Annotated in this window: 15 protein-coding genes and 1 pseudogene; 7 read left to right on the forward strand and 9 right to left on the reverse strand. The window is 69.9% G+C overall.

Annotated elements, in window-relative coordinates:
• Positions 1-78: 78 nt before the first annotated feature.
• Entirely contained in the window at positions 79-1512 is a 1434-nt protein-coding gene (locus tag OHS70_RS24115) for a S28 family serine protease (RefSeq protein ID WP_328400398.1), read from the forward strand.
• 81 nt (positions 1513-1593) lie between these two features.
• Here the strand turns inward: OHS70_RS24115 and OHS70_RS24120 are convergent, their stop codons facing one another.
• Together OHS70_RS24120 and OHS70_RS24125 are read right to left on the reverse strand one after the other, a co-directional pair.
• Complete coding sequence (locus tag OHS70_RS24120) at positions 1594-3399, reverse strand: glycoside hydrolase family 3 protein (RefSeq protein ID WP_328400400.1); 1806 nt, start codon at positions 3397-3399, stop codon at positions 1594-1596.
• Positions 3400-3740: 341 nt separating this feature from the next.
• Complete coding sequence (locus OHS70_RS24125; RefSeq protein WP_328400402.1) at positions 3741-4652, reverse strand: LysR family transcriptional regulator; 912 nt, start codon at positions 4650-4652, stop codon at positions 3741-3743.
• A 128-nt stretch (positions 4653-4780) separates the two neighbouring features.
• Here OHS70_RS24125 and OHS70_RS24130 point away from each other — a divergent pair, with 128 nt between their 5' ends.
• Positions 4781-5710, forward strand: a complete 930-nt coding sequence (locus tag OHS70_RS24130) for an EamA family transporter (RefSeq protein ID WP_328400404.1) — start codon at positions 4781-4783, stop codon at positions 5708-5710.
• Positions 5711-5713: 3 nt separating this feature from the next.
• On the opposite strand, the gene OHS70_RS24135 is transcribed toward OHS70_RS24130, so the two are convergent.
• The 3 genes from OHS70_RS24135 to OHS70_RS24145 all read right to left on the reverse strand — a co-directional run bounded on the left by OHS70_RS24135 (position 5714) and on the right by OHS70_RS24145 (position 8707).
• A complete protein-coding gene (locus OHS70_RS24135) occupies positions 5714-6499 on the reverse strand; it encodes a sugar phosphate isomerase/epimerase family protein (protein WP_328400406.1) in 786 nt (261 codons plus the stop codon).
• A complete protein-coding gene (locus tag OHS70_RS24140) occupies positions 6496-7434 on the reverse strand; it encodes a bifunctional helix-turn-helix transcriptional regulator/GNAT family N-acetyltransferase (RefSeq protein ID WP_328400409.1) in 939 nt (312 codons plus the stop codon). Before OHS70_RS24140 ends, OHS70_RS24135 begins: the two co-directional genes overlap by 4 nt.
• Positions 7435-7636: 202 nt before the next feature.
• Complete coding sequence (locus tag OHS70_RS24145; protein ID WP_328400411.1) at positions 7637-8707, reverse strand: LacI family DNA-binding transcriptional regulator; 1071 nt, start codon at positions 8705-8707, stop codon at positions 7637-7639.
• 136 nt (positions 8708-8843) lie between these two features.
• Here OHS70_RS24145 and OHS70_RS24150 point away from each other — a divergent pair, with 136 nt between their 5' ends.
• The 3 genes from OHS70_RS24150 to OHS70_RS24160 are packed head-to-tail and all read left to right on the forward strand — an operon-like array spanning position 8844 to position 11973.
• Positions 8844-9995: a Gfo/Idh/MocA family protein gene (locus OHS70_RS24150; RefSeq protein WP_328400413.1), complete on the forward strand. Its 1152-nt coding sequence runs from the start codon at positions 8844-8846 to the stop codon at positions 9993-9995.
• Entirely contained in the window at positions 9992-11149 is a 1158-nt protein-coding gene (locus OHS70_RS24155) for a dihydrodipicolinate synthase family protein (protein ID WP_328400415.1), read from the forward strand. The genes OHS70_RS24150 and OHS70_RS24155 overlap by 4 nt, the downstream gene beginning before the upstream one ends.
• 26 nt (positions 11150-11175) lie before the next feature.
• Positions 11176-11973, forward strand: a complete 798-nt coding sequence (locus tag OHS70_RS24160; protein WP_328405861.1) for a sugar phosphate isomerase/epimerase family protein — start codon at positions 11176-11178, stop codon at positions 11971-11973.
• 32 nt (positions 11974-12005) lie between these two features.
• On the opposite strand, the gene OHS70_RS24165 is transcribed toward OHS70_RS24160, so the two are convergent.
• The 4 genes and pseudogenes from OHS70_RS24165 to OHS70_RS39115 all read right to left on the reverse strand — a co-directional run.
• The gene (locus tag OHS70_RS24165) at positions 12006-12413 is read right to left on the reverse strand and encodes an Imm50 family immunity protein (protein ID WP_328400417.1); all 408 of its coding nucleotides are present in this window, start codon (positions 12411-12413) and stop codon (positions 12006-12008) included.
• Positions 12400-12903, reverse strand: coding sequence for an Imm50 family immunity protein (locus OHS70_RS24170; protein WP_328405863.1), 504 nt, complete (start codon positions 12901-12903; stop codon positions 12400-12402). The genes OHS70_RS24165 and OHS70_RS24170 overlap by 14 nt, the downstream gene beginning before the upstream one ends.
• Positions 12884-13141: an HNH/endonuclease VII fold putative polymorphic toxin gene (locus OHS70_RS24175; RefSeq protein ID WP_328400419.1), complete on the reverse strand. Its 258-nt coding sequence runs from the start codon at positions 13139-13141 to the stop codon at positions 12884-12886. Before OHS70_RS24175 ends, OHS70_RS24170 begins: the two co-directional genes overlap by 20 nt.
• Positions 13142-13344: 203 nt before the next feature.
• Positions 13345-13569 (reverse strand): annotated as a pseudogene (locus OHS70_RS39115) (SseB family protein); the annotation flags it as partial.
• A 557-nt stretch (positions 13570-14126) separates the two neighbouring features.
• Between OHS70_RS39115 and recD2 the strand changes: the two are divergent.
• Both recD2 and OHS70_RS24190 read left to right on the forward strand, forming a co-directional pair.
• Positions 14127-16328 (forward strand): SF1B family DNA helicase RecD2, encoded by a 2202-nt coding sequence (recD2, locus tag OHS70_RS24185; protein ID WP_328400421.1) that lies wholly within the window; start codon positions 14127-14129, stop codon positions 16326-16328.
• 293 nt (positions 16329-16621) lie between these two features.
• The gene (locus OHS70_RS24190) at positions 16622-17911 is read left to right on the forward strand and encodes a citrate synthase (RefSeq protein ID WP_328400423.1); all 1290 of its coding nucleotides are present in this window, start codon (positions 16622-16624) and stop codon (positions 17909-17911) included.
• The last annotated feature ends 644 nt before the right edge of the window (positions 17912-18555 follow it).

Genomic DNA, 18555 nt, shown 5'->3' on the forward strand with positions numbered 1-18555 from the left:
AGGCCAACTGGGGCTGGCGGCCGGTGTGTCGACCCGGCTAGGTTCACCCGCGACCGCTTGAGATCAAGGGGAGGGTGAATGCGCAAGGCGCTCAGATGGCTGCTGGCGCTCGTGGTGCTCATAGGCACCGTCAGCGTCGCCGGAGCCACGGCCGGTGCGGCTACCGCCGCCGAGCCGACGACCGGCACGGACATCAAGGACCGGATCCTGGCTACCCCGGGTATGAGCCTCATCGAGGAGAAGCCGTACCCGGGTTACCGTTTCTTCGTCCTCAACTACACACAGCCGGTGGACCACCGGAACCCGGGCAAGGGCACCTTCCAGCAGCGGATCACCCTGCTGCACAAGGACACCGCCCGCCCCACCGTCTTCCACACCTCGGGCTACAACGTGAGCACCACGCCGCGTCGCAGCGAGCCGACGGCCATCATCGACGGCAACCAGGTCTCCCTGGAGTACCGATTCTTCACCCCCTCCCGGCCGGCCCCTGCGGACTGGTCCAAGCTGGACATCTGGCAGGCCGCCAGCGACCAGCACCGGGTCTTCAAGGCGCTGAAGAAGATCTACACCAAGAACTGGATCTCCACCGGAGCTTCCAAGGGCGGCATGACCGCCACCTACTTCGAGCGCTTCTACCCGCACGACATGGACGGTGTGGTCGCGTACGTCGCGCCGAACGACGTGGTGAACAAGGAGGACTCGGCGTACGACCGGTTCTTCGAGAAGGTGGGTACCAAGGAGTGCCGCGACAAGCTGAACGCCGTGCAGCGTGAGGCCTTGGTGCGCCGCGAGCCGCTGGAGGCCATGTACGAGAAGTACGCGGCCGACAACGCCTACACCTTCACGACGGTCGGCTCCCTCGACCGGGCGTACGAGGCTGTCGTCCTCGACTATGTCTGGGGCTTCTGGCAGTACAGCCTGCTCGCCGACTGCGAGTCGATCCCTGTCGCGAAGACCGCGACGGACCAGGAGATCTGGGACAGCATCGACGCGATCTCCGGCTTCTCCTTCTACACCGACCAGGGCGTCGGCGCCTACACGCCGTACTACTACCAGGCGGGCACCGAGCTCGGTTCGCCGGACATCACGCAGCCGCACCTCAAGGGCCTGAGCCGCTACGGCTACCAGCCGCCGCGGAACTTCGTGCCGCGTGACATCCCGATGCGCTTCAAGCCGTGGGTGATGAGGGACGTCGACACCTGGGTTCGCCACAACGCCGACCGGATGCTGTTCGTCTACGGCCAGAACGACCCGTGGGGAGCCGAGCCCTTCCGTATCGGCAAGGGCGCCCGCGACAGCTACGTCTACACCGCGCCCGGCGCCAACCACGGCGCCGCCGTGAACGCCCTGGTGGCGGACGAGAAGGCGAAGGCCACCGCCGCAATCCTGCGGTGGGCGGGCGTCGCGCCGGCCGCCGTGCAGGACGACCCGGCGAAGGCGAAGCCGCTGGCGAAGTCCGACGCGAAGCTCGACCGGCGTGACCTTGAGCGCGAGCCGTTGCTGCGCCCGTAACGCACTGTCAGCATCAGCTGGGACAGGGGCTGGGCCCGCCGGTCGTCACCGGCTGGCCCAGCCCCTTCGCTGTGCTCCGCGTCAGTACCTCAGCCCGTGCCCGATCGGATAGAGCACCTGCGACGGGTCGTCGGCACGCTGCACCGGCACGGGCAGCCGGCCCCGCGGACGGGTCCGGCCCGCGATCACCCGGGCCGCCGCGCGCAGTTCGACATCGGTCCACGAGTAGGCCGCGAGTGCCGCGCCGACGCCGCTCAGCCGGGCGATGTCGTACGGATTGCGGATGGCGAGCGCCACCACCGGCACTCCTGTCGCGACCAGCCGGTCCACCAGCGTGCGCTGGGGGCTGGTCGCCGAGACGTTGTACGTGCCGACGACCACCACGTCCTTGTCGCTCGCCGCGGCCACCGCCTCCTCGATCTTCGCGCTGCTCGGCGTGATGCCGGTGGACAGCGCTGTCGCCGAGAAGCCCAGCTCGGTGAAGGCGTTGGCGAGCACCGTGGTCGGCGGTCCGGTCGTCCCGCTCGGGGACGCCGGATCGGCGCCGACGACCAGGAGGTTCGGCCGGCTGAGCCGGCTGAGCGGCAGCAGCCCCTCCGGGTTGGCCAGCAGCGTCGTCGTGCCCCCGGCGATCAGGTCGGCGGCGGCGAGATGGGCGGGGACGCCGACCGTGCGGTCCACGCCCCGGTGGGAGACGTACGGATCGCGGAACAGCCCGAGCTTCTCCTTGAGGGTCAGGATGCGCAGGATCGATTCGTCGATACGGGCCGCGCTGAGCTCACCGCTCTTCACCGCGTCGAGCACGGCGTTCCAGGCGACCGCGAGGTCCGGCGGATTGAGCAGCTGGTCCACGCCCGCGAGCAGTGCCAGCACCGGCACCCGGTGGTCGCCGTACTTGTCCCGTACGCCCTGCATGTTGAGCGCATCGGTGACGACGACGCCGTCGTAGCCCAGTTCCTCGCGCAGAATGCCGGTGAGGATCGGGCGGGAGAGCGTGGCGGGGTCGTTGCTCGGGTCCAGCGCAGGGAACTGGATGTGCGCCGTCATGATCGAGTCGATCCCGGCGGCGATCGCGGCCCGGAACGGCGGCGCGTCGATCTCGTCCCACTGCGCCCGGGTGTGGGTGATCACAGGGATGCCGGTGTGACTGTCCACGGTGGTGTCGCCGTGCCCGGGGAAATGCTTGGCGGTCGCAGCGATCCCAGCGCCCTGGTAGCCCTTGACCTGGGCCGCGACCATCCTGGCGACGGCGGCCGGGTCCGCGCCGAAGGACCGCACGCCGATGACCGGGTTGGCCGGGTTGACGTTGACGTCGGCGACGGGCGCGTAGTTCTGCGTGATGCCCATCGCGGCCAGCTCGGCCCCGGCGAGCTGCCCCGCCATCTGGGCCGACACGCGGGACGCGCCCGCGCCCAGCGCCATCGCGCCCGGCATCAGGGTCGCCGGCCTGCCGACCCGGGCGACGATGCCGTGCTCCTGGTCGGTGGAGATCAGCAGCGGTACAGGGGTGGGCTGAGCGAGCCCGGCCCGCTGGATGCCGTTGGACAGATCGGCGATCTGGTGAGGGTCACGGGTGTTGTGTGCCCAGGCGAAGTAGATGATGCCGCCGACGTGGTACGTGGAGATGAGCTCGGCCGCGGTGCGGACGCCCATCTCCTGGAGATTCAGATCGATGTCCGCCTGATCGGGGGCGGTGGCGGAGTGCCCGTACACCCGCATGACGAAGAGCTGGCCGACCTTCTCCTCCAGGCTCATCCGGGAGATGAGCCGCAGGAGCCGGTCGCGCCGGCTGGAACGGGCCGCTGCGGGGGACGCCGCGACGACCACGCCCGCAGCGGCGGCGGTCGCGCTGAGGAGGGTGCGTCTGGAGAGGTTCCGGTCGTGCACTGGTGCTCCTTCCGGCCTTGCCCGACAAGGAAGTTGAAGGAAACTTCCAAGGAGTCACGGATATCTGGAAACTAACTGCCAGGTCAAGGCTCCGCGCAGAACCATCACCGATCCGGCTCGCCCTCGCGCTCATGGGCAAGCGTCCGGAGCCACGAACCGGCTCGGGACGGGGGCTGCGCGCGCTCAGGCCTGACACGGCTGGACCGGAGATGACCCGCCGGGAGCTGAGCACCTGTGCGAGCGCAGCTTCTACCGGTTGCCGGCGGCGGTGCTGGAGACGCCGGGCTGTGGGACGGGTGCGGGAGGGGCCGGGGCGCAGGCCGTGACGCGTGACCGGTCGCTCAGGAATGGTGGGCGACCCGCGGCCACCACTCCTGGAGGGTGCGTACCGTCTCGGTGATCGCGGGCCGCCTGGCCGCGCCTGTACGCCACAGGGCACGCAGCCTGCGCATCGGCACCGGATCCAGCTGTACGGCGGTGACCTCGGGCGGAAGCGGGCCGCGGCCCAGCCGGGGAACCAGCGCGATACCGAGCCCCGCGGCGACCAGGGCGACCTGGGTGTGGTTCTCCTCGGCCCGGTGGACCACCAGCGGCTCATGACCCGATGCCCGCAGCGTGCGCATCAGCCAGTCGTGGCACACCGTACCGGGAGGCTGGGAGATCCACCGCTCCCGACCGAGCTCTTCGCGCCGCACGGACCGCGCGGCGGCCAGCGGATGGCCCGCCGGTACCAGGACGTCGCACAGATCGTCGCCGATGACCGCCTGCTCCACGCCGGGCGGCGTCGGCATCGGCGCGATGTCCCAGTCGTGGGCCACCGCCAGGTCGATCGCGCCGCGGGCGACGAGCTCGATCGACAGATGCGGGTCGACCTCCTGCAACCGGGCGTCCAGGCAGGGGTGCCGACGGGCGAGATCGGCCAGGGCCAGGGGCATCAGGCCGCGGGCGGCGCTGGCGAAGCAGGCGATCGCGAGCCGCCCCGACGGCTCACCGCGCCGCTCCTCGAGCCGCACCTCGGCCTTCTCGACCAGCGACAGCAACTGCTGTGCGGTGGCGGCCAGTTGGTGGGCCTCGTCGGTCAGGCGCACACCACGCCCCTGGCGTTCGAGGAGCGTGGTGCGGGTCTCCCTCTCCAGCTTCGCGATCTGCTGGGAGACGGCGGACGGTGTGTAGCCGAGCGCGGCGGCCGCGGCGCCGACCGTGCCGTGGACGGAGACCGCGTGCAGGGCGCGCAGCCGGCCGAGGTCGAGCACGATCTTCTCGCTTCCTGCCGTTTCCCGGTGTCTGCCGCTTCCCCGTGTCTTTCGTAAGCAGCGCTTCATCCAATCATGAAGGAACTCGCGCTGGTGCTACATGGTCCCGTGCGGTGATGCTCGGTGGCATGCGTCCCGCTCATATCGCCCTCGCCGCCCTGGTCGCCGCCGTCTGGGGGGTCAACTTCGTCGTCATCGAGATCGGCCTCGGCCGCTTCCCGCCGCTGCTCTTCTCCGCCCTGCGTTTCCTGGCCGCCGCACTGCCCGCGCTCTTCCTCGTCGGACGGCCGAAGGTCGCCTGGAAGTGGATCGTCGGCGTCGGCCTGGTCCTGGGCGTCGCCAAGTTCGGTCTGCTCTTCACGGGCATGGACCAAGGCGCTCCGGCCGGTCTGTCCTCCCTGGTCCTGCAGAGCCAGGCGGTCTTCACGGCTCTGTTCGCCTTCGCCGCCCTCGGCGAACGGCCGGGCCGGGTACGGACGCTGGGCATGGCCGTCGCCCTCGCGGGCATCGCCGTCGCAGCCGTCGACGAGGGCGCCTCGGGTCCGCTGTCCGGCTTCGTCCTGGTCATCGCGGCCGCGGCCTGCTGGGGTGTGTCCAACGTCCTGACCCGCAAGGCCGCCCCGCCGGACGCGCTCAACTTCATGGTGTGGGTGAGCACGGTCCCCGTACTCCCGCTGATCGTCCTCTCGTTGCTGACCGAAGGCCCGCGCCGCGATCTGGCGGCGCTGCGGGCACTGGACTGGACCGGCGTGGGAGTCGTCCTCTACGTCGCGTGGGTCACCACCATCTTCGGCTTCGGAGTATGGGGTTGGCTCCTGCGCCGTCACCCCGCCTCGTCGGTGGCGCCGTTCTCGCTGCTGGTCCCGGTCTTCGGCATGTCGTCGGCCGCGCTCTTCCTCGGCGAGGCGATCAGCCCGCTGCGCTGGTGCGCGGCGGCGCTGCTCATGGGCGGGGTGGCGCTCACGTCCCTGCCGGGCCGGCGAAGGCCCGCGACCCCGTCGGCGGATCAGGCCGGGACGCAGCCGCAGCGGGAGACACCGACAGTTGCCCGGACCTGACGCTCACGCCCCCGGAACCAGCCCGAGCAGATGCTCCCGGCCCGCCGTCAGCAGCCCCGGCAGCTCCGCCGCCTGCGGGTACCAGCGCTTCTCGTACTCCCAGCACACCCAGCCGTCCTCGTCCAGAAGCCCCAGGCACCGGCCGAGCGGCAGCGCCCCCTCCCCGAGAGGCACGGGGGCGAGGTTCTCGCCGGACACGACGTCCTTGACCTGTACGTATCCGAGGTACGGGCCGAGCGCCGCACGCGTCTGCTCGGGCTCCTCGCCGCCCAGCCAGGGGTGCAGCACGTCCCACAGCGCGCCCGCGTTCCGGTGACCGACCGTGCCGAGGATGCGGGACACGTCGGCTCCGGTGCGGTGCGAGTCGTGCGTCTCCAGCAGGATCCGTACGCCGGACTCCGCCGCGGTCTCCGCGGCCGCCCCGAGCCGGCGGGCGGCGAGCGCATCGGCGTCGCCGGCGTCCTGATCGCCGCCGCCCGGAAAGACGCGGACGTAGGACGCCCCCACGTCGCGGGCGAGCCGCAGCAGTTCGTCGAGCTCCTCGTGCACCGGGCCGTCGTCGCCCGCCGCCGCGACCCGCGCGTACCCCGCCACCGTGAGGACCTCGACGCCTGCCTGCTCGAACTCCCTCACCACCTCGGCCCGTTCGCGTGCGCCGATGCCCTGGTGCACCGGTTCCTCCGGGTGCGCTCGCAGCTCCACACCCTGGTATCCGGTGTCCGCGGCGAGGGCGGCCACCTGGGCGACGGGCATGCCGGGCACGCCCAGTGTCGAGAACGCGAACTTCATCCGGCCGTTCCTTCCTTCAGGGGCAGCCGCCAGTCCTGGCCCACCAGATCCACTCCGTAGGAGCGGTGCGGCTTCTCGGAGACGAGCGTGAACCCGGCCCGCTGGTAGATCCGGCGGGCCCCGGCCAGTACGTCGTTGGTCCACAGCACCATGTCCCGGTACCCCGCTTCGCGCGCGAAATCCACGGCGGTGCGCACCAGCCGGTCGCCGAGACCCTGCCCGCGCACCTCTGGTTCGACGAGCAGCAGCCGCAGCCGTGCCGTGGCAGGCGCTTCGTCCCGCACGCACATCACCGATCCCACCGGCCGCCCGTCCAGCTCGGCGATCCACACCCGTTCCAGGTGCGGGTCGTGATCCTGCGCGAAGTCCGCGACGATCCGGGCGACCAGGCCCTCGAAATCGGCGTTCCACCCGAACTCGGCGGCATACAGGGCGCCGTGCCGCTGCACGACCCATCCCAGGTCGCCGGCGACGGGCTCGCGCAGCACAGGCCCCTCGTGACGCGCCGCGGGCCGGGCGCCGGACAGGACCCCCCGTACCGTACGCAGCGCCTCGGTGAGCCGCTCCTGCTCGTGCGCCGGCACCCCGTCGAGCAGGGCGCCGACCGCCTGCCGCGACCGTTCGTCGAGGAGTGCGGCGGCCTCGCGCCCCTTCGCGGTGAGCGTGATCCGCTGCCGCCGCGGATCCACCTCGGACGGCCCCCGGGCCACCAGCCCGTCGCGCTCGAACCCGGCGAGCAGCCGGCTCAGATACCCGGCATCCAGCGACAGTTCGGCCCGCAGATCGGCGGCGTCCGTACGCGGACTGTGGGCGAGCTCGTAGAGCACCCGGGACTCGGTGAGGGTGTACGGGGTGTAGAGGTGTTTGCCGTAGTCGAGCGCGCCGATGAGGTTGGTGTAGAAGCGGTTGAAGGCGCGGATCTCATGGATGGGCATGGGGGACTCCGAGCTTTCCTTTGACTGAGTCAACGGTAGGCCCGTGGGTGCGACCCGGCAAGGCCCGCGCCCGCGTCGTCCTGCACCAGGAGCCGGAGGGGCAGTGAACAGGGCCAGGGCATCGGGGCAGGCGCGGGGGACCGGCATCGCGGCGGAGGGCCGGCCCGGCCCCGGCCCGTCCGGGTCGCGGGGCCGTCGGGCGTCAGCGAGCCCGCGGCGGAGCCGTCGAGTCCCTCGACATGAGCTCCGCGGAGATCGTCGCTATACCCCCCGGCGGAGGCGCCTCGGCGCCCATCGCCAGACGCCCGGCGCGGGCGCCCGCCTCGAACAGCGGGAGGCGGACCGTCGTCAGTGACGGGACCACGTCGACCGCGAAGGGCAGATCGTCGAAGCCGGCCACCGAGACGTCGTGCGGGATGCGCAGGCCCTGGTCGCGCAGCGCCGCGCAGGCGCCCAGTGCCACCGTGTCGTTCGCCGCGACGATCGCCGTCAGGCCGGGGTCCCTGCGCAGCAGTTCCTGGGCGGCGTCGTAGCCGGAGCGGCGGTCGTACGGGCCGTACACCGTCAGCCGGTCCAGACCGGCCTCCTCGCCGAGCCCCTCGGCCGCCATCGCCGCCCGGTGGCCCTCCAGCCGGTGCCGGGTCGTGGTGCGCTCCACCGGCCCGGCGATGTAGCCGATCCTCCGGTGGCCCAGGGTGATCAGGTGCTCGGTCAGCCGCCGCCCACCGCCGCGGTTGTCGAAGGCGAGCGCGGCGACGATCGCGTTGCTGCCCGGCAGCGGAGGCCGCCCGCACAGCACCACCCTCGTCCCCGCGTCCGCCAGCTTCGACAGCTTCGCGCTCATCGCCGCGATGTGGGCCGGGTCCTCGACCGCGCCGCCGGTCAGTACCACGGCCGCCGCGCGCTGGCGCTGCAGCAGCGTGAGGTAGGTCAGTTCGCGCTCCGGGGAGCCCCCGGTGTTGCACACGACGGCCAGCTTCTCGCCGCCGGCCCGCCCGGTCCCCTGCCGGCCCCCGATCTCGGTCTGCGCGGCCCCGGCCATGATCCCGAAGAACGGGTCGGCGATGTCGTTGACGAGGACGCCGACAAGGTCGGAGGTGGCCGCGGCCAGCGAGCTGGCCGGGCCGTTGAGTACGTAGTCCAGCTCGTCCACCGCCCGCAGGACCCGCTCGCGGGTCGATGCGGCGACCGGGTAGTTGCCGTTCAGTACGCGGGAGACCGTGGCCGGGGACACCCGGGCGCGGGCGGCCACGTCCGCCAGGGTGACTGTCATCGCTTGCCTCCGCGGGAGATGGAGCGACCCCTTGTCCGGGGCGCTGTCGGCAGGCTAGCTTCATATCGTGTAGAAAGCGCTTGCTACTCTCAAATCCAAAGAACTCGGGAAATCCGAGCGGAACGGAGGAAGCTTCGTGACACGCAGGACAGTGCGGATCGCCATGAACGGCGTCACCGGACGGATGGGCCACCGCCAGCACCTGGTCCGCTCCATCCTCGCGGTACGCGATCAGGGCGGCCTCCGCCTCGGTGACGGCGACGTCCTGTGGCCCGAGCCCGTTCTCGTCGGGCGTCGCGAGCACGCCCTGCGCGAGATCGCGGAGCGGCACGGCCTCACGGAGGTTTCGACCGATCTCGACTCCGTACTCGCCGACGACAGCATCGACATCTACTTCGACGCGCAGGCCACCTCCGCCCGCGTCGGAGCACTGAAGAAGGCGATCGCGGCGGGCAAGCACATCTACACCGAGAAGCCGACCGCCACCGACCTCGCCGGCGCCCTGGAGCTGGCCCGGCTCGCCGAGGCGGCCGGTATCAGGCACGGCGTCGTCCAGGACAAGATCTTCCTGCCGGGACTGGTGAAGCTGAAGCGCCTCGTCGACGGCGGCTTCTTCGGCCGGATCCTCTCCGTGCGCGGCGAGTTCGGCTACTGGGTCTTCGAGGGCGACTGGCAGGAGGCGCAGCGCCCCAGCTGGAACTACCGCAGCGAGGACGGAGGCGGCATCGCCGTCGACATGTTCCCGCACTGGGAGTACGTACTGCACGAGCTGTTCAGCAGGGTCGTCTCGGTCACCGCGCACCTCACCACCCACATCCCGCAGCGCTGGGACGAGCAGGGCAAGCCGTACGCGGCGACCGCCGACGACGCCGCGTACGGCATCTTCCAGCTGGACGGCGGCGCCGTCGCCCAGATCAACTCCTCCTGGACGGTCCGGGTCAACCGCGACGAACTCGTCGAGTTCCAGGTCGACGGCACCCACGGCTCGGCGGTCGCCGGCCTGCGCCACTGCCGCGTCCAGCACCGCAGCGCCACCCCCAAGCCCGTGTGGAACCCGGACGGGCCCGGCACAAGGTCCTTCCGCGACCAGTGGCAGGAGGTCCCGGACAACGCCGTGTTCGACAACGGCTTCAAGGCCCAGTGGGAGCTGTTCCTGCGCCATGTCGTCCTCGGTGAGCCGTACCGCTGGGACCTGCTGGCGGGTGCGCGCGGCGTACAGCTCGCCGAGCTCGGCTTGCGTTCGTCCGCCGAGGGGCGGCGCATCAGCGTGCCGGAGCTGGCCCTGTGACCATCGAACTACCGCACCCGGACGGCGGGTTGTACACGTACGAGCCGCGCGCCGAGCCCGCCCCCGTCGCGGCGGGCGGCGCCCCGCTCACCTCCCGTACGGTCTTCGCCGCGGCGCATGTCGTGGCCGACCCGTACGCCGACACCCACCCCGATGCGCCCGCGGCCGTCGACTGGGACGCGACGCTCGCCTTCCGCCGCCATCTGTGGTCGCACGGTCTCGGCGTCGCCGAGGCGATGGACACCGCGCAGCGCGGCATGGGCCTGGACCGGGCGGGCGCGGCCGAGCTGATCCGGCGCTCGGCGGCCGAGGCCAAGGCGGTCGGCGGCACGATCGCCTGCGGGGCCGGCACCGACGGGCAGGCGGGTCCTGTCGGCCTCGCGGGCGTCCGCGGCGCGTACGAGGAGCAGCTGGCCCTCGTCGAGGAGTGCGGCGCCCGCGCGATCCTCATGGCGTCCCGTGCCCTCGCGGCCACCGCCCGCACGCCCGACGACTATCACGCCGTCTACTCGCCCCTGCTGCGCCAGGCCTCGCAGCCGGTGATCGTGCACTGGCTCGGGCCGATGTTCGATCCGGCGCTCGAGGGCTACTGGGGCAGCTCCGACCTGGATGCCGCGACCTCGGCCTTCCTCGAAATCATCGCCGAGCACCCGGACAAGGTCGACGGCATCAAGATCTCGCTGCTCGACGCGGAGCGCGAGATCGGCCTGCGCAGGCGGCTGCCGGAGGGCGTGCGCTGTTACACCGGCGACGACTTCCACTATCCCGAACTGATCGCGGGCGACGAAGTCGGCTTCAGCCATGCCATGCTCGGCATCTTCGACCCGCTGGGCCCGCGGGCGGCCGAGGCGGTACGCGCTCTGGACGCGGGGGACACGGCGGGCTTCCGCACGCTGCTCGACCCGACGGTCGAGCTGGCCCGCCATCTGTTCGAGGAGCCGACGCGCTTCTACAAGACGGGCGTTGTGCTGCTGGCCTGGCTCGCCGGGCACCAGTCGCACTTCTCGATGGTGGGCGGCCTGCAGTCCGCGCGCTCCCTGCCGCATTTGTGCCGGGCCTACGAACTGGCCGACAGGCTCGGCCTGTTCCCCGATCCGGTACAGGCGGAGTCCCGTATGAAGTCTCTGCTGGCCGTCTACGGGGTGCACCGGTGAACCGTGCGCGCCTGAGCATCAACCAGATGACGGTGAAGCAACTGCCCCTGCCCGAGCTCACGGACGCGTGCGTCCGCCTCGGCATCCCGGGCGTGGGCCTGTGGCGCGAACCGGTCGCCGCGTACGGCCTTCAGCCGGCGGCGGAACTCGTACGCGACGCCGGCCTGACGGTCACTTCCCTGTGCCGCGGCGGCTTCCTGACGGCGGTCGACGCGGACGAGCGGGACCGCGCCCTGGCCGACAACCGCGCGGCGATCGACGAAGCGGCGGCGCTGGGCACGGACACCCTGGTCCTCGTCTCCGGCGGCCTCCCGGACGGCGAGCGCGACCTGGCCGCCGCCCGCGAGCGGATCGCCGACGCGCTGTCCGAGCTGGCCCCCTACGCGGGGGAGCGCGGCGTCCGCCTGGCGATCGAGCCGCTGCACCCGATGTTCGCCTCGGACCGCTGTGTGGTCTCCACCCTGACTCAGGCCCTGGACCTGGCCGAACGATTCCCGGCGGACCAGGTGGGCGTGGTGGTGGACACGTATCACATCTGGTGGGACGACCAGGCCCCGTCAGCGGTGGCCCGCGCGGGGGCCGCGGGCCGTATCCACTCCTTCCAACTGGCGGACTGGATCACCCCGTTGCCGGCCGGGGTGCTGTACGGCCGCGGCCAACTGGGCGACGGCGCGGTGGACCTGCGTGCCTGGCGGGAGCGCGTGGAGTCGGCAGGGTGGACAGGGCTGATCGAGGTGGAGCTGTTCAACGACGGCCTGTGGGCGAGGGACGGGGTGGAGGTACTGGAGGAGACGACGGTGAGGTTCGTGTCGGAGGCGTTCTGACGGGAGGGCGGAACGCTGTCCGCGTGAATGCGCTACGCGCTGTCCGATGCGAGGTAGAACCTGGAACGGGAGAACGACGCGCCCTCGGCACGAAAGGCAATGGCCTCCTCGGCGCCTTCGATGGACACGGCGAGGCCTCCGTCGTCGCACGGCAACAGGGTCACTGACCGGTCGATCACTCCTCCCCAGCCGCTGATGCGCAGGTCTTTCACCGAATTGAAGACGATGAAGAACTCGAATGCGTTGGTGTCCCGCCGTCCCCGCTCAGGAAGAAGCATGCGCGGATCGACCCGCAGGTCGAGGCCCAGGGTCACACTGGTGTCCCGCTCGTCGATGTGAAAATAGAAGAGCCTGCACTCGTCCAGGTCCGGAACAGTGACGAAAACGTCCCGCACGCGCTCTGGTTCGGCGAGCAGGGCTGCCCAGTCAGATGTGTTCATAGAATGTCTTCTCGTCGGCAGCCGGAATCTTTTCGAACTTTCGGGCGTCGAGCCGTTTGAGGAACTGGTGCGGCCCTGAGTCGGATCCGTCCTCGCCTGCGGAAAACACACTCGGATGGCCGACCACGATGGCATCGGACGCCTCGAATGTCAGGACGAACGAACTCGAATCGATCCTGACGGCGATACGGCAGGCTCCGGCGTCGGCGATGGCGATGTCAGCCGAGGCATGCGGTCCCCACCCCGTCATCTCCAGGTGTGCGACCGCGATGAACTGAATGTGGAGCTGGAGGCGGTTGCGCCCCGCCGCGAGCCACTCCTCGGGAGGGTTCGACGGGAATGCGGGGAGATCGACACGGAGCGTCAGCGCAGGTCCGTAGCTGTTCAGATGCACGGATCGCACGGTCACGGAATCCAGGCCGGGCAGCTCCGAGTAGAGAGCCAGCAATTCATGTGGATTCTGCACGAGGTCAGCCCAGTTCAGGGTCATAGTAGTAATGCTCCTCACAGCCGGGGATCTGCCCATTGCGCGTGTCCTCGTAGGGCCGTACATGGACATGCGGCCCCTGATACCCAGGTTCACCGGGCTTCTGGTGACCAAAATGATGATCCTGGAAGAGGATGATGTCTCCGTCGGCCGTCTCGTACCACTCTTCACGATAGAAGATCGGCTTGCCGTCAGGGCCCAGCTGCGCGCCACCGCCCTGGTAGTCGGGCTTGGTGGCCATTGCGTGCGTAGTCCGTTGAATCGAATGGCTCCGCTCCTTCTGGTACCCCGGCGTCGCGCAGCGCCTTGGCCTTGGCCTCCGCCAGGCTCACCGGCGGGCACGGGTTCAGACCGAGGGGGTCCGCCCAGAGGTGCGGGTTGTGGACATACGTGGACGGGTTGGGGGCCGGGCTCAGTCCCAGCGGGTCCGGTGCTGTGTAGCGGGCGCGCCTGCGCGAAGTCGGCCAAAGCCTCCTCGTCCGAGAACGCACAGATCCACCGCACCCCGCCCTGATCCGCGGTCCACAGGCTCCCGTACGCATCGAACGGCACCAGCACAGCAGTACGCCGGAATTCACCCAGCAATTGTGCAAACTGCCGTCGTGCGAGTTTCAGTTCGCCGGCTGATGAGGCATCAGGTGCCGCAGGTTCTCCTGTCGGCGGTGACAGTAGTCCTCCCAGCACTGATTCCTGGCCCAACTCGGACAGCCGGGAAGTTTGTTGAGGCTCCGGTATGTCATCCCCGTTTTCGGCAACGCGCCGAATGGTGCCATGGTGGCATTCCCGCGAGCAACGTGGAGCGCCGGGCGCGACGGAGCGCAGACCCTCGTGGTTGATCACTCGGACGGGCAGTCCGCCGTTCGGATCGCGGGCACGCACGCCGCCGGGCGTCCGCCAGGGGCGCGAACCGCCGTGCCGTTCACGACCCTGCCTCCCTGCACAGGTACGCCGACCGGTGGAGACGACCTTGGTGGATGAGCCCCGACCGCCGTCGAGAAAATTACTGCGCGAAGTCGTACAACCCTTTCCGAGTGACGGCAGTCGTATGTGTCGTCAAGGCTCCTGGGGTGGGGATCCGGGGGGATCTGAAGGGGCCTTGAGGTGGGGGATGCTGAGGGGCCCGGCCGGTAGGCCGGGCCCCCTTTGCGTCCGAGGTGCTCCCGGGCGCGGGGCCGGTTCGTCCACAGGCGCTCCGAGCTGTCGGACCTCGGCGGTAGCGTCGGGCCATGTCCAATCTGGCGGTCCTCGAAGGCGTGCTCGAACGCATCACGTACGCCAACGAGGAGAACGGGTACACGGTCGCGCGCGTCGACACCGGCCGCGGCAGCGATCTGCTGACCGTGGTCGGCTCGCTGCTCGGTGCGCAGCCGGGAGAGTCACTGCGCATGGAGGGCCGTTGGGGCTCCCACCCGCAGTACGGCAAGCAGTTCACGGTGGAGAACTACACGACGGTGCTCCCGGCCACCGTCCAGGGCATCCGCCGCTATCTCGGCTCCGGCCTGATCAAGGGCATCGGCCCGAGGATCGCCGAGCGGATCGTGGACCACTTCGGTGTCGACACCCTCGACATCATCGAGCAGCAGCCGAAGAAGCTGATCGAGGTGCCCGGCCTCGGCCCCAAGCGGACCAAGCTGATCGGCGCCGCCTGGGAGGAGCAGAAGGCCATCAAGGAGGTCATGATCTTCCTCCAGGGCGTCGGCGTCTCCACCTCCATCGCGGTGCGCATCTACAAGAAGTACGAGGACGCCTCCATCTCGGTCGTCAAGAACCATCCGTACCGGCTGGCGGCCGATGTGTGGGGCATCGGTTTCCTGACCGCCGACAAGATCGCCCAGGCGGTCGGCATACCGCACGACAGCCCCGAACGGGTCAAGGCGGGCCTGCAGTACGCCCTGTCGCAGTCCAGCGACCAGGGGCACTGCTTTCTGCCCGAGGAACAGCTGATCGCCCATGCGGTGAAGCTGCTCCAGGTGGACACCGGTCTCGTCATCGACTGCCTCGGCGAGCTCGCGGCCGACGCGGAGGGCGTCGTACGGGAGCAGGTGCCCGGCCCGGACGGCGGTGAGCCCGTCACGGCCGTGTACCTCGTCCCCTTCCACCGCGCCGAGCTCTCGCTGGCCGGCCAGCTGCGCCGGCTGCTGCGGGCCGACGACGACCGGATGCCCGCCTTCCAGGACGTCGACTGGGACAAGGCGCTGGCCTGGCTCGCGCAGCGCACGGGCGCGAAGCTGGCACCGGAGCAGGAGGCGGCGGTGCGCCTCGCGCTGACTGCCAAGGTCGCCGTGCTGACCGGTGGACCTGGCTGCGGCAAGTCGTTCACGGTCCGCTCGATCGTGGAGCTGGCGCGCGCCAAGAAGGCCAAGGTGGTGCTGGCGGCGCCGACCGGCCGGGCTGCCAAGCGGCTGGCCGAGCTGACCGGTGCGGAGGCGTCGACCGTGCACCGGCTGCTGGAGCTCAAGCCCGGCGGCGACGCGGCCTTCGACCGGGACCGGCCGCTCGACGCCGATCTGGTCGTGGTGGACGAGGCGTCCATGCTGGATCTCCTGCTGGCGAACAAGCTGGTGAAGGCGGTGGCGCCCGGCGCGCATCTGCTGCTGGTCGGTGACGTGGACCAGCTGCCGAGCGTGGGCGCCGGTGAGGTGCTGCGGGATCTACTCGCGGACGGCGGGCCGGTGCCCAGCGTGCGGCTGACCCGTATCTTCCGCCAGGCCCAGCAGTCCGGCGTGGTCACCAACGCACACCGGATCAATTCGGGGCTGCAGCCCGTCACTTCGGGTCTCGCCGACTTCTTCCTCTTCGTGGAGGAGGAGACGGAGGACGCGGGACGGCTCACGGTGGATGTCGCGGCCCGTCGCATTCCGGCGAAATTCGGGCTGGATCCGCGGCGGGATGTGCAGGTGCTCGCCCCCATGCACCGCGGCCCGGCCGGGGCGGGCACGCTCAACGGGCTGCTCCAGCAGGCGATCACCCCTGCCCGTCCCGATCTTCCCGAGAAGCGCTTCGGCGGCCGTGTCTTCCGTGTCGGGGACAAGGTCACCCAGATCCGCAACAACTACGAGAAAGGGCGGAACGGGGTGTTCAACGGCACGGTCGGCGTCGTCACCTCGCTCCACCTCGACGACCAGCGCCTGACGGTGCTCACCGACGAGGACGAGGAGGTGCCGTACGACTTCGACGAGCTGGACGAGCTGGCGCATGCCTACGCGGTGACGATCCACCGCTCCCAGGGGAGTGAATATCCGGCCGTGGTGATCCCTGTCACCACGGGCGCCTGGATGATGCTCCAGCGCAACCTCCTCTACACGGCCGTCACGCGGGCGAAGAAGCTGGTCGTGCTGGTGGGCTCGCGCAAGGCGATAGGGCAGGCCGTGCGCACCGTTTCCGCAGGCAGACGCTTCACGGCCCTCGACCACCGGCTGGCGGGCTGACTTCGTCGCCACGGCCTTGCGGCGGCCGGATCCGGCCGCGCGGGGCACGATGGAATCAGGCTGCCCTTACCCGGTCGTGGTTGCTCGCGGCAGGAGGGCCCCGCGGTTGCTCCGAAACGGGACCCCGGCTTCCACAAGCTGGGCGAAGGGGGCAAGATGAGCAGGTTGGCGGCACTGAGTGCCGCCGATAGGCCCAATGGTCGACCCCGAGTGCACTCTCCTGAGCCAAATGGGGGATGGTAGAGACAGTCAGGGCACCTCGAAGAAGAGGCACTACGTCGGTGAGGGATGACGTGAGCGACAACTCTGTAGTACTGCGGTACGCGGACGGTGAATACACCTACCCGGTGGTCGAGAGCACCGTCGGTGACAAGGGCTTCGACATCGGGAAGCTCCGAGCCCAGACCGGTCTGGTGACCCTGGACAGCGGTTACGGCAACACCGCCGCGTATAAATCCGCGGTCACCTACCTCGACGGCGAGCAGGGCATCCTGCGGTACCGCGGCTACCCGATCGAGCAGCTGGCCGAGCGTTCCACCTTCCTCGAGGTGGCGTACCTGCTGATCAACGGCGAGCTTCCCACGGTCGACGAGCTTTCGGCCTTCAGGGGTGAGATCACCCAGCACACGCTGCTGCACGAGGACGTCAAGCGGTTCTACGGCGGCTTCCCGCGCGACGCGCACCCGATGGCCATGCTGTCCTCGGTGGTCAGTGCGCTGTCGACGTTCTACCAGGACAGCCACAACCCGTTCGACGAGAAGCAGCGTCATCTCTCCACGGTCCGGCTGCTCGCCAAGCTGCCGACGATCGCGGCGTACGCCTACAAGAAGTCGATCGGCCACCCCTTCGTCTACCCGCGCAACGACCTCGGGTACGTCGAGAACTTCCTGCGGATGACCTTCTCGGTCCCGGCGCAGGAGTACGAGCCGGACCCGGTCGTGGTCTCGGCGCTCGACAAGCTGCTGATCCTGCACGCGGACCACGAGCAGAACTGCTCGACCTCCACCGTGCGTCTGGTCGGCTCCTCGCAGGCGAACATGTTCGCCTCGATCTCGGCGGGCATCAGCGCCCTGTGGGGCCCGCTGCACGGTGGCGCCAACCAGTCGGTCCTGGAGATGCTCGAGGGCATCCAGGCGGACGGCGGCGACGTCGACTCCTTCATCCGCAAGGTGAAGAACAAGGAGGACGGCGTCCGTCTGATGGGCTTCGGCCACCGCGTCTACAAGAGCTTCGACCCGCGGGCGAAGATCATCAAGGCGGCGGCGCACGATGTCCTCTCGGCGCTCGGCAAGTCCGACGAGCTGCTCGACATCGCGCTGAAGCTCGAGGAGCACGCGCTCTCCGACGACTACTTCGTCTCGCGCAACCTCTACCCGAACGTGGACTTCTACACGGGTCTGATCTACCGGGCCATGGGCTTCCCGACCGAGATGTTCACCGTGCTGTTCGCGCTCGGCCGGCTGCCCGGCTGGATCGCCCAGTGGCACGAGATGATCAAGGAGCCGGGTTCCCGTATCGGCCGCCCGCGCCAGATCTACACCGGCGAGGTCCTGCGCGACTTCGTCCCGGTCGAGGCCCGCTGACGTCTGCGGTGCGGGCCGGCTGAGCGCACCGCCGCCGGCCGGGCCCTGACAGCGGAAAGCGCCCCGCTGCCGATCCCCCCACGGGTCGGCGGGCGGGGCGCTTCCCATACCCCGGAGCGGATTCCCCCCACGGGATCCGGCCGGGCGTCTGCTGGGCTGCAGAAGCTCCACGCGCGGTCTGCCGGGGTACGTACGGGAGGGCCGCTCAAAGCTCCCCGGGCACGTGCCCCGGCCAACGCTTGCCTGGGACGTCCCCCAAGACATCCCATGAACGTCCCCCAAGACGTTCTGGCATCGCCCACTTAGACTCGCGAGGAGCCGTAATGGTTACCCCTAAATATCTGTGATCTAGGTCTCCTTGTGAAGGTCTTGTGACCCATTTGTAGTCACGGGAAGGAGCGCAGTGGCAGGTCGTCCGATGCCGCAAACATGGACGAAAGGGCCACGGTGGATCCGGTGATCATGGGGTTGAGCAGGCATGATGCGGCCAGAGGCGGTGTGGTGTCGTCGCGGTCGAAGGCCGGTAAAGATTCTCTTTGGTCATGGCCGTAGTCCGACGGACGAGACGGATCGCGTCGCCGTTCACGCGCAGAACGCCGCGTACCGGCGGCAGATCCCCTGCCTCCACCCGACCGTGTTCGCGC

The sequence above is a fragment of the Streptomyces sp. NBC_00390 genome (genome assembly GCF_036057275.1).
GTDB lineage: Bacteria > Actinomycetota > Actinomycetes > Streptomycetales > Streptomycetaceae > Streptomyces.

What these genes read in the sequence shown, in the direction of transcription:
- OHS70_RS24135 (WP_328400406.1), bottom strand. Translation starts at nt 6,499, where the DNA reads ATGAAGTTCGCGTTCTCGACACTGGGCGTGCCCGGCATGCCCGTCGCC.
- OHS70_RS24160 (WP_328405861.1), top strand. Translation starts at nt 11,176, where the DNA reads ATGACGGTGAAGCAACTGCCCCTGCCCGAGCTCACGGACGCGTGCGTC.
- OHS70_RS24175 (WP_328400419.1), bottom strand. Translation starts at nt 13,141, where the DNA reads ATGGCCACCAAGCCCGACTACCAGGGCGGTGGCGCGCAGCTGGGCCCT.
- OHS70_RS24130 (WP_328400404.1), top strand. Translation starts at nt 4,781, where the DNA reads ATGCGTCCCGCTCATATCGCCCTCGCCGCCCTGGTCGCCGCCGTCTGG.
- OHS70_RS24145 (WP_328400411.1), bottom strand. Translation starts at nt 8,707, where the DNA reads ATGACAGTCACCCTGGCGGACGTGGCCGCCCGCGCCCGGGTGTCCCCG.
- OHS70_RS24115 (WP_328400398.1), top strand. Translation starts at nt 79, where the DNA reads ATGCGCAAGGCGCTCAGATGGCTGCTGGCGCTCGTGGTGCTCATAGGC.
- recD2 (WP_328400421.1), top strand. Translation starts at nt 14,127, where the DNA reads ATGTCCAATCTGGCGGTCCTCGAAGGCGTGCTCGAACGCATCACGTAC.
- OHS70_RS24165 (WP_328400417.1), bottom strand. Translation starts at nt 12,413, where the DNA reads ATGAACACATCTGACTGGGCAGCCCTGCTCGCCGAACCAGAGCGCGTG.
- OHS70_RS24140 (WP_328400409.1), bottom strand. Translation starts at nt 7,434, where the DNA reads ATGCCCATCCATGAGATCCGCGCCTTCAACCGCTTCTACACCAACCTC.
- OHS70_RS24170 (WP_328405863.1), bottom strand. Translation starts at nt 12,903, where the DNA reads ATGACCCTGAACTGGGCTGACCTCGTGCAGAATCCACATGAATTGCTG.